This window comes from Flavobacterium gelatinilyticum (assembly GCF_027111295.1).
Classification (GTDB): Bacteria; Bacteroidota; Bacteroidia; order Flavobacteriales; family Flavobacteriaceae; genus Flavobacterium; species Flavobacterium gelatinilyticum.
This window is the reverse complement of the sequence record NZ_CP114287.1, coordinates 2043915-2059495: the sequence shown is the minus strand read 5'-3', so window position 1 is coordinate 2059495 and position 15581 is coordinate 2043915. Positions and strand designations below refer to the sequence as shown.

General features: G+C 35.3%; 15 protein-coding genes. 10 read left to right on the top strand and 5 right to left on the bottom strand.

The window, feature by feature from the left end; translation table 11 throughout:
* Window positions 1-136 precede the first annotated feature (136 nt).
* Both OZP11_RS08870 and OZP11_RS08865 read left to right on the top strand, forming a co-directional pair.
* A complete protein-coding gene (locus OZP11_RS08870) occupies window positions 137-1036 on the top strand; it encodes a caspase family protein (protein WP_281234858.1) in 900 nt (299 codons plus the stop codon).
* A gap of 2 nt (window positions 1037-1038) precedes the next feature.
* A complete protein-coding gene (locus OZP11_RS08865; protein ID WP_281234857.1) occupies window positions 1039-2424 on the top strand; it encodes a hypothetical protein in 1386 nt (461 codons plus the stop codon).
* Window positions 2425-2526: 102 nt separating this feature from the next.
* On the opposite strand, the gene OZP11_RS08860 is transcribed toward OZP11_RS08865, so the two are convergent.
* The 5 genes from OZP11_RS08860 to OZP11_RS08840 are packed head-to-tail and all read right to left on the bottom strand — an operon-like array spanning window position 2527 to window position 5034.
* Window positions 2527-2913 (bottom strand): PcfJ domain-containing protein, encoded by a 387-nt coding sequence (locus OZP11_RS08860; RefSeq protein WP_486320590.1) that lies wholly within the window; start codon window positions 2911-2913, stop codon window positions 2527-2529.
* 39 nt (window positions 2914-2952) lie between these two features.
* Window positions 2953-3801 (bottom strand): hypothetical protein, encoded by an 849-nt coding sequence (locus OZP11_RS08855; RefSeq protein WP_281234856.1) that lies wholly within the window; start codon window positions 3799-3801, stop codon window positions 2953-2955.
* An 8-nt stretch (window positions 3802-3809) separates the two neighbouring features.
* Entirely contained in the window at window positions 3810-4217 is a 408-nt protein-coding gene (locus OZP11_RS08850; RefSeq protein WP_281234855.1) for a PcfK-like family protein, read from the bottom strand.
* A gap of 26 nt (window positions 4218-4243) precedes the next feature.
* Window positions 4244-4603: a DUF7222 domain-containing protein gene (locus OZP11_RS08845; protein WP_281234854.1), complete on the bottom strand. Its 360-nt coding sequence runs from the start codon at window positions 4601-4603 to the stop codon at window positions 4244-4246.
* 44 nt (window positions 4604-4647) lie between these two features.
* Window positions 4648-5034 (bottom strand): single-stranded DNA-binding protein, encoded by a 387-nt coding sequence (locus OZP11_RS08840; protein WP_281234853.1) that lies wholly within the window; start codon window positions 5032-5034, stop codon window positions 4648-4650.
* A 438-nt stretch (window positions 5035-5472) separates the two neighbouring features.
* On the opposite strand from OZP11_RS08840, the gene OZP11_RS08835 reads away from it, so the two are divergent.
* The 8 genes from OZP11_RS08835 (at window position 5473) to OZP11_RS08800 (ending at window position 15524) form a co-directional block, all read left to right on the top strand.
* Entirely contained in the window at window positions 5473-6585 is a 1113-nt protein-coding gene (locus OZP11_RS08835; protein WP_281234852.1) for an AbiJ-related protein, read from the top strand.
* Window positions 6586-6611: 26 nt separating this feature from the next.
* On the top strand, window positions 6612-7397 hold the full coding sequence (locus tag OZP11_RS08830) for an AAA family ATPase (protein WP_281234851.1): 786 nt from the start codon (window positions 6612-6614) through the stop codon (window positions 7395-7397).
* A complete protein-coding gene (locus OZP11_RS08825; protein WP_281234850.1) occupies window positions 7384-8220 on the top strand; it encodes an HNH endonuclease in 837 nt (278 codons plus the stop codon). The genes OZP11_RS08830 and OZP11_RS08825 overlap by 14 nt, the downstream gene beginning before the upstream one ends.
* 768 nt (window positions 8221-8988) lie before the next feature.
* Window positions 8989-9666: an SLATT domain-containing protein gene (locus OZP11_RS08820; RefSeq protein WP_281234849.1), complete on the top strand. Its 678-nt coding sequence runs from the start codon at window positions 8989-8991 to the stop codon at window positions 9664-9666.
* 731 nt (window positions 9667-10397) lie between these two features.
* The gene (locus OZP11_RS08815) at window positions 10398-11801 is read left to right on the top strand and encodes a hypothetical protein (protein ID WP_281234848.1); all 1404 of its coding nucleotides are present in this window, start codon (window positions 10398-10400) and stop codon (window positions 11799-11801) included.
* Between the two features lie 53 nt (window positions 11802-11854).
* Window positions 11855-12841, top strand: a complete 987-nt coding sequence (locus OZP11_RS08810; protein WP_281234847.1) for a hypothetical protein — start codon at window positions 11855-11857, stop codon at window positions 12839-12841.
* 134 nt (window positions 12842-12975) lie between these two features.
* Window positions 12976-14664, top strand: coding sequence for a zinc ribbon domain-containing protein (locus tag OZP11_RS08805; RefSeq protein WP_281234846.1), 1689 nt, complete (start codon window positions 12976-12978; stop codon window positions 14662-14664).
* Window positions 14664-15524 carry a hypothetical protein gene (locus OZP11_RS08800; protein WP_281234845.1) on the top strand — a complete coding sequence of 287 codons (861 nt, stop codon included), beginning with the start codon at window positions 14664-14666 and terminating at the stop codon, window positions 15522-15524. The genes OZP11_RS08805 and OZP11_RS08800 overlap by 1 nt, the downstream gene beginning before the upstream one ends.
* Window positions 15525-15581 lie beyond the last annotated feature (57 nt).

Sequence of the window (15581 nt, the reverse complement as noted above, 5' to 3'; positions counted from 1 at the left end):
CTATTTATCATATAAAATTAAAGTTTTATATTTAAAAATCAGGTAGTTATACTTGTTGTCGATGCTTTTTTGTTTGATACATTTACAGAGCTTTTCCACAACAAAAGACTATTAATTACTGCTAACTTAAGTCCCGATGAAAAAAAATATACATTTCTCCCTTGTTTTGATTTTTTTAAATTTTTCGCATTTGTGGTCTGCTGCCACGTACCATCTTGCTGTCGGACTTGAGTATTTAAATACGATGGCCTATCAAGCAAAATACAATGTCAGTTTTAGTGATTATGCCACAAGTGGTGTGGCAAAAGATTTGGAAAGAATGAAAAGGATTGCACTGCGAAACGGCCACATTTTTGAAAAGATTACCAATGAAGATGCCACGGTTGAAAATATTAAAAAGAAGATTTCAGAAATAGGTGGCATCATAAAGGAAGGAGATACTTTTGTCTTTTATTTCTCAGGGCATGGCGCTGAGCTTCCAGACCAGAATGGGGATGAAGAGTCAAAATTTGATCAAGTGCTTGCTGCTTATGATGATTATTTAGTGGATGACGAAGTTTATAAGCTTCTTAACAGGTATTTCCAAAAGACAAAAAACATAATGATTGTTGACGCATGCCATTCTTCAAGTTCCTATAAGATCAATAAATCTTTTCTTGATTTTAAGATTGATAAAAATAAGCGGCTTAGATTCCAAAATGAAATTATAGCTGACAGGCAGCTAGAGAAGCAAAATAGCTTAATATGTGATTTTGGTAATATTGAGGATATTAATGAAGACTTTAATTTAATCTATATTGGCGCGGCGGAGGATTCGGCTGAGGCAAGCGGGGGAAGCAATGGCGGTCTGCTGACAATCAATCTTGAGAGCATTATTATAAATGCCATGGCGGTGGGAAATTGGAACAGTTATACGTATCCAAGGCTGGCATGTGAGCTTCGCACGCGAATTTCGCTAATGCAGAATGTCCAGTATCATGAAATTGGAAAATCAGTAAATAAATATGCTAATACTATACCATTTAAAACTCTTTAGATATGAAACTACCTTTACCCTTACTAATTTCCTGTTTATTTTTTTGCGAAATAAATGCTCAAGAATATATGAAAGTTAAAGATACAAGCAAGATTAATGGGGAACAGGCTTATATTCTGCCCAAGGTCGCACTTGTGGTGGAAGTGCAGTGCATAGCCACAACTTTTTCTAAAGGCACTCTTTTTGACGACCAAAACTATACAGATTTGGAAATTGCGCAATATGCTATAAGATATGGAGTTGACAAGATAATATATAAAGGTATTAAAAAAGGAGACAGCACTTCTTATAAAATAATTGATGATTCCATAAAAATAAGCATGAAAAGTGTGCCTGATTATTCTAAAATATTTTATGTGAATCCTAATAAAAGGTGGTATAAAGATCAAAGGGTCTCTTTTACCTATAGCACTGACGGTATTTTGTCAGAAGGAGAATCCAGCGCAGAGAATAAGTCTTTTGATCTGGTGGTTAAAGGGCTTTCCGGCGTTGCATCAATTGCCGGGAGTTTTTTTATGGGGAAAAGCATTTTGTCTAAATCAGATCCTGTAGTCTATAAAATCCCCGCTCTAGAGGAGGCCTTGGCAAAGTTTGATTTATTAGGCACTCAGAGCAATTATGAGATTTATAAAGATTTGAAAAACAGATATCAAAAGGCCTATGATGAAGTTTTTGCCAGGTATTTTTATAAAGAAAAGAAGGAAGTGAAAATAATGAAATTTTTGTATGTTCCATCAAGTGTAAAACCTGAAACTATAAAAGATTCTCTTAGGACTGCCCTTTTTGCTTTTGATAAGGGAAAAATAACCTTAAATAAAGAATTAAAAAATGAAATTCTTGCAAAAGATGGACAGTTTGGCGATATGGGACAGTTTGGCTACTTCCTAGTTTTTGAAAGAAACCGAGAGCAGCAATTAAATTATTTTACAGAGAGAGGAGAGGATGAATTGGGATTCGCTTATAACATACCATTAAATGTCCAACTCAAGTTAGTGAAAATAGAGGAAAAGAAAGCGTCAAAAGAAAATAAAAAGACAGAAGAAAACAAAAAAATAGTAGATAAAGAAAAGACGGAAGCTAAAGAAAAAACAGCTGTTCTTTATTATGAGCAAGTTAAAATTCCACAGTATGGAGCAGTGGGATATTCTAAGGCAAAAAATAAAAAGCTATCATTTCAGCTTGACCCGCTTACAGGCGAACTTAAAAGATTAACAATTGAAGGCAAGGCAGTGAGTGCTGATCAGGTCGGTTCCATTGCTCCAGTCGCTGTTGATGCAGTGAAATTAGCAAAAGGCGATAGTGCTGCAACAAAATTGGAGAATGAAGTTAAAGAGCTGGAAAATATGAAGAAGAAAAGAGATTTGATTAAAGAGCTTGAAGTACAATAAAATTGGCAAAGTCCGTTATAACCTCGAGCCCGGCGGCCGTCAGGCTGGCGGGCTTCCGAGACATAAGTTAGCACCATAAAAAAGCCGATGCAGTCATCGGCATTATTTTTTGTCTTTTCTTTTTTTCATGCGCTCCCTAATTTGATAAAGGTTCTCTGAAAGGAGCTGCAGTATCTGTTTATGGTGCTCGGAGAGTTTGTTTTTCATTCCCCTGCATTGCAGGATTTTCATTCTAGAGAGTGAGATTTCGATGGTTTCGACGGATTTGTCCTCGACCTTTGCCGAGAGTATCAGCGAATCCTTTCTTTCATAATACTCGTTGGTAAATGCGCAATGCACCAAGTCGTCGCCCTCTCGCATAAAATCCTTTACTTCTTCAATAACTGAAATGCTCAGTTCTCCTTTTTGGAAAGACAGTCCGAAAAAGCACCTTTTATCGTTTGCATACTTTTTCTGAGCCTTTTCGATTTCAAGGCGCAGGTCCTGCAATTTTTTCTTTCTGAGCAGTTCCCTTTTTTTGCGCACCAATCAGTCGTGAGAATCGTGCAGGTTTTCAGGACAGGCGCAAAGCGGAATTGCGGGATCTTTTTTGAAATACCGCAAGAGCTGCAGATAATCCTCCCAAATGGAAACATCGGAAATCTTATACTTATGTCTGATGACCGTTTTGACCGTCTGCCAGTTTCGGCGGATATCCTGACCTGAAACGCGGAGATAATACTGCAAGAGGCTGAGCTGACGCGCTTTTAAAAGGGTTTCGGTAATGGGGTCGGATAAAAGCGATGAAAACAGCAGGTGGGGCGTTATATCATATACAGAAGCCTTAAAGCCGTTGCGTCTTAAAATAGGCAGTACTTTCATCTGCGGATAGACTTTGTAGGGATTGATAAAGAACTTGGCATTGCGGCTGAAATCCTTGGGTTTGATTTCAAGCGGGAAATAGAATTTCCAGGCATCAGGGGCAGATGAAAACACATTGTTGCTGCGCGAGAGCGTGCGCACTTCGCCATTGGTGGCAATCCAATGCTGCATGACCTCATGATGAAAATAGGTCGGGGCGAAATTCTTTTTCATGTGCTTGTAGGCTATGAACATGCGCACCACCTGAAACCCTGCGCAGTTCTGAACCACGGCAAAGTATTCGGTTTCCTTGAAATGCACCTGATTATAGGGCATCATCTTCAGCCTGCCCCCGCAGGCAGGACAGGCGGTATACTTTGCGCAGGTGCTTGGACAGGAGGTTTTCCACACGTGGGTGCACTGCAAGCAGTAGAATTTGGAGCGTGAGAGCACGCCCCATTTCAGGAAGATATTTTTCTCCGCCCAAGTGGAGACTTCGGGTTTTATCGGAGGAAGGGAAGCGCTGAGCGCAATCAATTGCTTTTCTATGCGGGTTTTGGGTATCGTAGGCCAAAGAGTGTCAGGGCTGTCTGTGCCGCAGGTTTTACATCTTTCTTTACAGGGAGAACAGGTTCTGTCCTGATAGGCACAGCGGGGATTTCAGGCTGCGAGAAAAGGTCGGCAGGGGCAGGTTCCTGTACTACGGCTTTATAGGGCATAGGGGCAGGCGTGCCGATGGAATTATCGGTGTAGTATTTTACAGCCATGTCAAAGATTTCCTGATTGTCAAAGGCACACAAGCCCGTTTTTTTGACCTCACCGCCTATGTAATCCAAACAGCTTTCGAGGTTCTTGGATGCTTTGGCATAGTTTGGCGCAAAGGCGGCATCGCCCTGCGCCAAAGTGCTCAGATAGTTCTCTATGGCGTTTTTAAAATTTTCAGAAGCTTTCATAAGAAAATATTTAAGGTTGAAAATTTTTACTCAAAGAGTCTTGAATAGAGGTCATAACAGTATTCCTCAAAGCAGAGCCAGCATACAAACGTGTAGTGGGGGACTTTAAAACGGTTCTCAATCGGTTCGCCGATAGCTTCTTCCAATTCGGTTCTGATATTTTCGAGGTCATCAATATGCTCGACGTAGAAATCGCAGCAGTCGGCATTGTAGATAAATTCTGAAATCATACCGCTGACGCAGCCACCCTGCTGCAGGTCAAGGAAGAAAGATTTCAGCTGCGCACTGCGTTTACCGTCGTAAGAAGTGATGCTGCGCAGGATAATCTGATTAAAGACATCACTGACACGGAACTCGTTATAATTGGATTTTTGTAAGGCTTTCATAATATTGTATTTAGGCGTGTATAAAAATTATAGGTTTGAAAGGTTTAGAAAGGCAGGTCGTCGGGATCATCCGCTACGTTTTCCTGTTTATCTGCAGCAACAGCTTTTGTATTATCCGCCCGTGCAAATACCAGTATCTTAATATCGGAAGTGTGAAAGGTCAATGCCCCGTGTGCCTGCGCATCATTTCCGATATAGACATTCAGTCCGATGCGCCCAAAGAGCTGCACGAGCGTTCCTTTACGGAGCCACTGCGCCAGTCCTGCGCTGAGCCAGTAGGAACAGTCGATATAGGTTACAATCTTTTTGGTTTCGGTACTTCCTTTGGGTTTATAGCTGTCGTTGACTGCTATGGAGAAGTTTACCACCTCACGGTTTTCCTTTACTTTAAAAACTGAGGCATCTTTTACAATTCGTCCTGTGATTTCCATGACATAAAATTTTTAGTGAATACTTGTTTGAAGTCTTCTTTTCCCATAGTCCCCAAATGAAATTTTTCAAAAGAAAAAACGGGAAAAAAGAAAGCAAAAAATGAGTATCCGGTTTAGGAGCCGGAGTGCTATAAGTCCCGAAGGGCAGCGCAGCTGTTATGCGCATGCAGGTGAGGGCGGATACTACTTTGGCTGCCCTTTTAACCCGTTTTGAATGGAAAAGCCAGTCTAGAGACCTTTATAATCTTCGTTGGGAATAGAAGGAAGTATTCTATTGGAAGCCTACAGGGGAAAGTTTTTAGTTAGAGGTTATTTTGTAAGGAAAAATCACTATTTTGGACATTTCTGCCAGGTGGCGTTTTAGTTGCCGCCTTTGCAGGGAATTGAAAATTATCACAGAAGCAAAAGCAGAATATTAATCTATAAAAAACAATCAGAGTGGATGAAATTGTTTTGAGCAGGAAAGTAAAGCATGATATTTTTGAAACCCTCTCATCAAGGGAAGATTTTATGGGGGTATATACTGATTTTGACGGTATTATAACCTTTCTGAATAAAATCTGGCCACTGCAGGAAATGCCTTCGCAGGATGAAAGGTATATCAACGCAATGGAGGATGCCAAACAGCATCTGATCAACAATGAGGATTGGAGTCTGGAATACACATTCCTCAATCGGTTCGGGCTGGTGGATGGGGATAACAGCTACTACAATAAATTTCTGGAAACTGTTGTAAGCCCTGATGTGAGGCCGTCCAAAGAGGGGATTCAACTTTACGCGCATCTGATTAATAAGCATGTGGAAAAATCAGGGAGCCGAATGGCAATAGTGGACTATTTTGAAGAAATGCCGCTCTATAAGCTAAGGCCGCTGATGAGCGCAGGGGATCTGCCGCTTCAGATAGCGAAAAACAGCATTCCTTTTTTTAAAGGACCGGACAAGATAGATGAGTATCCGTGTTTTGTCCTGTATTATGATAATTGGAATGACTACAGCATACGCACCCTTATGGGGCTGCGGTACCTGCCTGCGTCTAATGCCAGAAGCCAGGACCTTTCTATTAAGATCATGAAGCGCGATTGTGAGAAAACCTGGGATGAGCTGGAAGATAAATTTGTATCGCTGGGAGATGAATTCTGCTCCTGCGGCACCAGCGAGGAGTATTATCTTGATTTAAAGGAATTATTCCCAAGCTCCTATCAGAGCGTGCTTTTAGCCATAAGGGATGTTGGGCTTTTTCCTAGGATAGCCGAACAGTTTGAGAATGATTATATATTCAGGACTTCACTAACTCGCGACAATTCCAATGAAAAGATGCTGCGGACCATCCGATTCCAGCTTAATGATATCGATTATTCGCAAGCCTTTAAGTTTAATTTCAACTACCGTCCGCCTTATGCCGGCAATGATTTGCGCCTTAATTTTGATTTTCAGTCAGAAGGTATCCTGCAGCATAGGGTCTTTGGACTCATTGGAAAAAACGGAACAGGAAAAACGCAGATTCTCAATGCGATTGTGAGAAGCCTTTCCTCGGATTCACCCCAGAGATAACGCCCAGAAAGCCTATTTATGGAAAAGTGTTTACCATATCGTACAGTTTTTTTGATAAATTCAGCGGGCCTCCCTCAAATGCCTCGTTCAATTATGTGTACTGCGGGCTCAAAAAGGCAGGTGGTGGGTGGCTTTCAGAGGAAGAGCTGGTTGACCGTTTTTATACTTCCACTGAAAAGATAACCATTAAGAAGGAAATAGAGAACTGGAAGATATTACTGGAGACCTTCATTCCAAAAGAAACGGTTTCAGTCATGTTTAGCAGAGGATTCATGGGACATGAATTTTTGCCTGAGCAGTTTCCGCAAGTTTATTCCAGAGTAAGTTCTGGGCAGAATATACTGCTGTTTATTGTCACTGAAATAATTGCGCAGATACGCTATAATTCGCTGATCCTATATGACGAGCCAGAAACGCATCTGCATCCCAATGCTATCAGCGAGCTGATGAATATGATATTTGAACTTGTCCAGAGGTATGATTCCTTCTGCATCCTTGCCACGCATTCGCCGATTATTATTCAGGAACTCCAGTCAAGGAACATTTATGTCATTGAAAGGGATGGGAGTTATGCAGGCACCAGACGGCTGGAAAAAGAGCCTTTTGGTGAGAATCTGACAGTGATAACAGATGAGATTTTTGGCAATAGAGAAGTGCCGCGGCATTATTTAAAGCTGCTTCGCAGTTTAGTTACTGCGGGGCATTCCTTTGAGCAGATAGTATCTTTGATAGAACATGATGATGTTCCTTTAAGCCTGAGTGCGAGATTATTTATTAAATCATTATTAGCAGACCGCAATGAAAAATTTTAGAGAGTTTGATGGGGATTCTAAGGAAGTCTACAGGAATGCCGTTGAAAGAAAAGAAGATGCGCTGCTTCGAGCACGGCTTACAGGCATTGCCGCAACGCTAGGAGGCCAGTATGATGTATATGACTATAATTTTAACAGGGGCAGCCTCTCAATGCTTCATGGCAATCCTCTATTCGTTCATCACGGACCGGATATCAGGAGCCTTTACGGATATGATACGCTTGTTTTGAGGGAGTTAAGAAACAGAATCCAGAGAAATATTCCTGCATCGGTGCGCTATACCTGCCAGTACTGCACTGTTACGCCGGTGGAGTCCTTTGACCATTACCTTCCCAAGGAGGAATTTCCCGAATATTCGGTTCATACCAATAATCTTGTTCCCTGCTGCAAGACCTGTAACGGCTATAAATCTTATGTATGGCGCAATAATGCCGGTGAGCGGCTTTTTCTGAATTTCTACAGAGACATACTGCCGGCTGAACGCTTTTTATTTGCCGATGTCATCGATGACGGGCAGGGGGATATTGATTTTAGATATTATCTTGCCAATCCTTCGGGTATACCTTTGAGTACTTTCAATCTAATACAATCGCATTTTACAAGGCTCAGGCTTGAAGAGCGCATGAGAATGAAGGCAGTGGGCATTATTTCCGAACTGGAAAATTCCCTTCTGGTCTCCACCTTAAGCACTGCTGAAAGTACAGCTGAAGTGCTGGCATCAGCTCAGCGTAATTTTGCCTCATACGGGACTAATTACTGGAGGTCGATAGCCGAAATCGCATTGGTTCAGAGCCCTCTTTTTCTGGAAAGGCTGGAGGTTTAGCGATGAAATGCTGCAATTCGGCCGTACTGTCTGTAACCTTATAAACTTTATAAAGCTTCAGTAATCATTAGATTCTGTTATGGCCAGATTTGGAGAAGTACCATGAATTATCGAAATTTTGGAATGCGAAAAGCATTGGAAAAATCGGATTGTAGATAGGTTTCCACCTTTCCAGTTCTGGGTTAAAGCATCTTTTAAACTGCTCTAATGAGGCATTCTGCAGCAAAATCTTAAGCGCTAGCTTTAAAACTATATGTAATACGGTCTTATTCTGATAGAATCAAAACCTATAGGGATTCATCTTTTTCTGTCACTGGGTTAAGTTTGCTTAAAACTTACTGCATTGGAAACAAAGCGCATCAACCTTAAACGGATAGAAAGGTTGGTTCAAGAAAACCATCAGCGAAAAGAAGAGCTCCGTGATAAAAGGAGCAATAGGCTGCTTTACGGGCTTCTTTTTTTTCTGGCTTTATTTCTGCTTTTCTATTGAAATGAATCCATTATAATTGATTTTCAAATAGAAGGGATTAAAATTTCATCCGGTGGCGTGGCAGATTGATTTAATGTTTAGTATGTAGGTCTTTTTTTTGATTTTTATGCATAGCTATTAATATTTCCCAAAGAGACAATCAAAGTTAATAGCCATTTTATAATCTGTGGTTAAAAAACTATATATTTGAAAATAAATATGATGACATTTACCATACATATTGACTCAAGTTTAAATTGCCTTTTGTATTGACATACACATTATAATAAAACATTGGAATGACGGAAAAAGCAAATCAATTCACGGGACCAAAACAATATTTAGAAAAAAGCTTTCTAGAGGAACTGAATTATAAAATTTGGTCTACAAAAGCATCCAGATTTAACGCTGATAAACGTTTAAAAACGAAAGCAAAAATTTCAAATATAAGCTTAGCTTTTCTATCGGCGTATTTAATTATTGCAAGTTTAATTTCTGTCTACAATATTAATACTGGGAATAATGAAAATATCATAAACTATATAATAACTGCATTATCGATTTTATTATTGGTGGTAAGTCAGTTTGAAAATGCACAGGAATATACGTTGAACGCTCGAATATTTCACGATTGTGGACTTGAATTATCTACGTTATATAACGATTTAAGAATGTTTAAAACCCTAAAGCATAGTCCTTCTGAATATGAAATGTATACTTTCGCTAAAAATTTATCTGAAAAATATCAGACAGTATTGAGGAATTATCAAAATCATTCACCTATCGATTATGATATGTTTCAAATTAGTAATATAAATTATTTTGAAAAGGTTGCACCAGAAAAAGTAACGCCAAAAAATATAAAAAAAGTAAAACAGAGATACTTATGGGAGATTTATGGCTGGTATTCAATTATGATTGTTTTACCACCAATATTGATTTTAGGAATTATATTACTAGCTAATTCCATAAACTAATGTGTACTAACAAAATTTTGCAAAACTGGCTTTTAGTTTAAAGAAAGGTTGGTTTTTACATTTGGAGAATTTGTGTTTACTCAAAAAATAGCGCAATTATTTTCGAGTTTCAGCAAGTATCAAAATCTTAATAACAACTGAAAAATAAAAAAAGTATACAGTTTCGAACCTAAAGCCGTAAGGCGTTGATTCTGCTGTTTTGTAATTTTTAAAATACCGATGTGCCACGATTTTGCCACAAAACTTAAAACGTCTATTTTCAAATAGATTTTAGATCATTTGTGGTAAGTTTGTTACGGATGAAGGGGTAAGACTTCAAGCTAATATTGATTTCTATCTAGCTTTATTATATTATTTAGATATAAACTAAAAAAAGTAAATAATTAGTTTATAGAGATATAAATTTAAAAATACTTCGTTGTTTTTTATTCTTTGAAAAGACTAAAAATAGGTGTTTATACTGTTGCGTTTCTACTATTAAAAGAAGTATTTAGCAACAAAATATTAAAAATGCTTGATCAAATACTAAATGGTTTGGGAAGTTTGAGAATGAAAAATGTTCACGGAATGGGTAATTTATTATATTGAATTAAAGAATAATGACGAATTAATAGAATTGGCTAGTGTCGCTTAATAGGTTTGTGCAAGGAAGGCTGAATTTTATTATTAATTTGTCGAGCAAATTATTATCATAGTTTTAAAAAAATGTTGATAGATATTGTTAAGAAAAAATGAGAAAATCTGAAGTAATACAAAAAATACAACCAAGCTTAATGGACCTTTCTGAACTTGAAATCCGTGAAGAGTTTAAGAATATTGTAAAGAGTGAGAATTTGCCTATAGGCCGTTTTTCTTACGAAGTCTATTTGGGTGGGGACATTTTATTTGAAAAACAAAATGATACGGGGCTTTGGAATATTACAGTTTACAAAAGATTGGAAGGTACACCACTTGAGAGATTAATGGTTATTTCTGCATTTGCAAGTATTAAGCGAATTGAAAATATTTGGTACAAAGACGATACTTCACCTTTTGATGTAATTGGACCAGAAATACAAAATGAATTTCATTTAAATGATGAAAAATCAAAGCAAATAGCTGAAGAAGTTTTGTGCTACTCAAGAAATAGTTTGCATTACATGTTTGAAGCTGATTTTCTTTTGCAGAAGAAATATTTAAGTAAAGAAGATGTAACTGAGTTAGCAAAATATTATCAATCGATAAGTATGATGCCCTTAATGCTCTTTCAATTTTTGGCTTGTATTTCGGCTTTAAAAAAACATGGTGGAGATGTAACGGAATTTAATGAACATTTAATATCAATTAAGCGTTATGAATTGTTGCAAATTATTGATGTTAAAAAAGATGTATTAGACAATTTACTAATAACTAAAAAAAATATTAAAGATATATTCAATTTGTTATATCCGGACATAGAAAAATTATTGGCGAAATTAGAATTAGAAAAACAATTAAAGGAGATAAAGGGTAATGAAAAATGCTTTATTCTTACGGAAGATAGCAAGTCAAACAACTTAACTAAAGTTATATTTGAGTCCAATGGATTTAAATTTTCAGAGACAACAATATTATCTTATGAAAGCTGTAGTCAAATTGGTTCAGTAAACTTATTCTCTACCTTTATAAAACAAAAATTTCCTCATATCACAATAATTGTTCACCGAGACAGAGACTATTTAACAAATGAAGAAATTGAGAAATTGCAAGTACAATTTAGTGACATCGGTGTTTATTTATTTATTACAAAAGGTACGGATATTGAAAGTCATTATGTAAACAGTTTTCATGTTAATAAATGTTATCCTGAAATAGAAATAGAAGAAGCTGATCAATTGATAGAACAATCTTTTGATTTAGTAAAAGAAAAATCTATTGATTTATTTAAGAAAAAGGAATTTGGTGAAAAATACAAGAATAAATCATCACATTTAAAGGAAGCAATAGATGATCTATATTTAACCAATAAATTCCGTTTTTCTCACGGCAAATCTTTATACAAAGCTTTGAAAAGTTTAATTCAGATAAGAACAAAGAAAAATCCGAACCTTGAAGTTTCGACTGAGTTTTTAAAAATGGATAATCTATTAGAAATATCTAATACGATCTGGAAGTAAATTGAGGTTATGTTTTTTGAAAAACAGCTACTTATTTATTTTGTAAAAGAAATATGGATACAAAACCCTTCCAAAAGCAAGCAGAATATTACATTTTCTCAGAATTATTGAAGTATAAATTTAAAGTAGCTGAACCATTTTTCGATGAAGAAGGGACAGACTTAATTATTGTCCAAAGTATTGGATTAAAAAGTACCAAATTTCTTAAGGTTCAATGTAAGGGACGAAATCTAATAAATGGAAATTCTTTTGTAAAAATACCGAAGTTTTACGTTAAAGAAAATTTTGTAGTATTTTTGTACATAACTGATAAGTATAAAGTCGATAATCTCTACTTATTTTTTCCAGAGGATTTTAAAGAATGGAAAATAAACTCAAAGCATGAATATATATTAGCTTTAAATCAAAAAAAAATTTCCACAGATTATTTTATAAGTAAATTGTTTAATCAAAAAACAGCAGAAAGCTTAAGAGGTTTATTAAATAAAGTTGAAACGAAAAAGTATACATCCGTATTAATTGATGGTATTTTTTTAGAAAAGGCAATGGAGAAAACCTTAGAAATTTATTCAGAGATTTGGCCACAAAAAGAGTTTATCAAACCAGATCTCATAACTGTTTTGAAAAATATTCTAAATAGTTATGACAGACACACCTCTGAAAAAAAAGTGGTTAATTGCTATGTCTTTTTAAGCGAGTCTTTTAATCTTGACCACAGAATTGATTGTGGTTTAGTTTCTTCAAACTTTACTACAAAAAATGGAAATGAAGCTAAAATTTTTATAAACAGGACAGATGAAATAATTGGTTTTGAGATATTAGAACAGTTGGATCGATTAATAAATAATGACAATATAGTTCTAGTTGCTAACGACAGAATATATGAAGACGAGTTAGAAAAGTTATCACAAAAGAATATTGAAATTATCGTAGTAAAATTTGATCAACACAATGGAAATGATATGTTTTCTAAATTTAGATGGGGCGATATAATTTATCCTCTAGGTTTTTCAATAGGCTTGAAACCTCATGAAATTTAAGTTTTATATTGATTTATATTTTCAGTTTGTGGATTTATTTTAATTACGATTTTATATAAAAAAAATGTATTTAATATTATTATGGTATTTCAATAGTAGCAAAATTTGTTAAATTTGATTTTTTACAGAAAAATATGGATAATTTAGATTTAGATAATAGAGAATTTGAAGAACGTGCAGATTTTATTGATTTTAACGATTTGATTAATTGGACAGTTGAAACAAGTTTTTTTGCTAAGATTCAAAGAAAAATAATAGAAAGAGGAGCAAAATTAATTGTTGGACCTAGAGGAACTGGGAAAACACATCAGTTTAGACATGCATACTATACTTGCATAAATGACGGTTCAAAACCCCTTCCTTTATATGTATCTTTTGGTAAATATTATCATCTTGAACCACTGCTTTTTAAATCTGCAAATGCTTTAAACGTATTTCATACGTGGATAATAGCAAAAATTGCAGTTGAAATTTTTGAGACTTCGTTAAAATTAAACATTGATTTGACTCCTTATTTTGTCGAGCTAGATATTGAAATAGACGATATTTCTGATTTTATACAGAATGCTGAAAGAAACTTAATTGACAGCAAAAATGACGAGCTAATTTCTAAGTTAAGTATTCAGCGTGTAATTTCTATTATTGACGAATTGTTGAAACATTCAAAGAGGAAAAGATGTATATTACTTTTGGACGACGCAGCATTAACGTTAACACCTGATTATATGGTGGAATTTTTTGATGTTTTAAGAAGTCTAAAAACACAAAATATTTCTCCAAAAGCGAGCGTGTATCCAGGAACAACACAATACGGCCCAAGATTTCATATCGGTCAAGATGCTGAAGAAGTGACAGCATGGCTTAATGTCGAAGATGAAAATTACAGTTCGTTTATGTCTGAAATATTAAATAAACGTCTTAATATTACAGATATTAATCCTGAAATTATTGAAATCTTTAAATTTGCATCTTTTGGAATTCCTCGAGCATTTATAACACTTTTAAGAGATTACGGGCAAACTACAAGTAAGACTAATCAGCAGAGATTTAATAAAGTAATTGAAAATCAAAAAACTTTGTTAGAAAAAGAATATTTGTCGTTGTCGTTAAAAATTCCGCAATACAAGTCAATAATTAAAATTGGTTCTGAATTCTTTACTAATATTGTTAATATAGTTTTGGACTCAAATAAGACTAACCCGTTGGAGAAGAAAACACATATTGGAATATTGCAAGATGAATTGCTTCAAAAGTCTTCAAGAATGATTAAATTCTTAATAGAAGCAGGATTATTGTATGAACTTCAATCAGTGAGTTCTGGACAAGAAGAAAGTTACAACAGGTACATACCACATTATTTATTTCTTATTAATGCTAAAGTTTTTACTCATACTCAGGGATTTAATCCTAAGTCCATGGTTGAATCAATAAATAAGAAAACAGAGAAAAGACCAATTAGGAAAAAAATAAGTACAATATTAGATAAAAGTCAAATAGACAGTTTAAAATTAGATTTGCCTTCGTGTAGCAATTGTGGAGTAGCACGTATGTCAGATGAACAGAGATTTTGTCATAATTGTGGAAGCCCTTTGGTTGGTCAATCAACATTTGAAACAACTCTTAAGATAAAAATAAAGGATTTGCCTCTACCTCAATGGCAAATTGATCGAATTTTAAGGGATACAAATTTGAAAAACTTAGAAGATCTCTATTCCTCGCAAAATCTGGCTAAAGATTTAAAAAATGCAAAGGGTATAGGTAAGGTTAGAACAACAAATATTGATAATATTGTAAAAGAACTGTTAGAAGAATTTTTAGCATAATGGCAAAAAAAAATACAGAATTTAAGTTCAAGATTAATGCTGACGCTACGACAGTTACTAGCTTCATTACAAATAATTGTTTTGATCAAACTTACATTGAAAACAATAATTCTCCAATTGACAACTGTTTAGTTAAAATTGAGCAGTTAAATTTGATTCATACGCAATATTCTGCAATTCCAACAACGGCAGATAACATTCCAACGATTTATAATCTGATATTATTAGGATATATATCTGCAATTGAAAGCTACATAAGAGAAGTAGTAAGAAAGATTATTGTTATTGATAAAACCTCAAGGATTTCATGTGAGCTTGAGGAAATCAATTATGGAGCAGCGATTAATTATCCAAAAGATTTATTACCGGAGGTTATATTGGAAAAAGCATCTTTTGCAAGTAAGAAAAATATAATAGATTCGTTTAAAAAATTCTTAGGTTTGGAAGGTCATCAACCGGATGAATTACTTAAAACTTTAGAAGAGTTCGAAAAAATTTGCCATTTAAGACATTGCATTGTCCATAGGTTTGGAAAGCTCGGAAGTCAAAATGCAATTAAATTTGGTTTAGATAATCATTCTTCACTGATTGAAAAACCTTTAAAATTTAACATTGATATGGTTTTTGATTTATCAATAATTTGCACTAATACTGTTTTAGTTGTCAATAAGTATTTATTTAATAAAATCTTAGAAAGAACTGCGACTAAAAATGATAATATTTGGGAGTGGGATCTAAGAAAGGATAAATCGAAGTTTTTAATGTACTACAATTTATTTTGTTCTACTAAAAAGCCACATGCCACAACCTCTCTTAATAATGCATATTCTGAACTTAAGAATTTTCATCATTCATTATGAGAGCTTTTAACAATTGCGAACTCTAATAGATGTTCTTACTTTTAAATAATTAGGTAA

What these genes read in the sequence shown, in the direction of transcription:
- OZP11_RS08870 (WP_281234858.1), top strand. Translation starts at nt 137, where the DNA reads ATGAAAAAAAATATACATTTCTCCCTTGTTTTGATTTTTTTAAATTTT.
- OZP11_RS08865 (WP_281234857.1), top strand. Translation starts at nt 1,039, where the DNA reads ATGAAACTACCTTTACCCTTACTAATTTCCTGTTTATTTTTTTGCGAA.
- OZP11_RS08850 (WP_281234855.1), bottom strand. Translation starts at nt 4,217, where the DNA reads ATGAAAGCTTCTGAAAATTTTAAAAACGCCATAGAGAACTATCTGAGC.
- OZP11_RS08845 (WP_281234854.1), bottom strand. Translation starts at nt 4,603, where the DNA reads ATGAAAGCCTTACAAAAATCCAATTATAACGAGTTCCGTGTCAGTGAT.
- OZP11_RS08840 (WP_281234853.1), bottom strand. Translation starts at nt 5,034, where the DNA reads ATGGAAATCACAGGACGAATTGTAAAAGATGCCTCAGTTTTTAAAGTA.
- OZP11_RS08825 (WP_281234850.1), top strand. Translation starts at nt 7,384, where the DNA reads ATGAAAAATTTTAGAGAGTTTGATGGGGATTCTAAGGAAGTCTACAGG.
- OZP11_RS08820 (WP_281234849.1), top strand. Translation starts at nt 8,989, where the DNA reads ATGACGGAAAAAGCAAATCAATTCACGGGACCAAAACAATATTTAGAA.
- OZP11_RS08815 (WP_281234848.1), top strand. Translation starts at nt 10,398, where the DNA reads ATGAGAAAATCTGAAGTAATACAAAAAATACAACCAAGCTTAATGGAC.
- OZP11_RS08810 (WP_281234847.1), top strand. Translation starts at nt 11,855, where the DNA reads ATGGATACAAAACCCTTCCAAAAGCAAGCAGAATATTACATTTTCTCA.
- OZP11_RS08805 (WP_281234846.1), top strand. Translation starts at nt 12,976, where the DNA reads ATGGATAATTTAGATTTAGATAATAGAGAATTTGAAGAACGTGCAGAT.
- OZP11_RS08800 (WP_281234845.1), top strand. Translation starts at nt 14,664, where the DNA reads ATGGCAAAAAAAAATACAGAATTTAAGTTCAAGATTAATGCTGACGCT.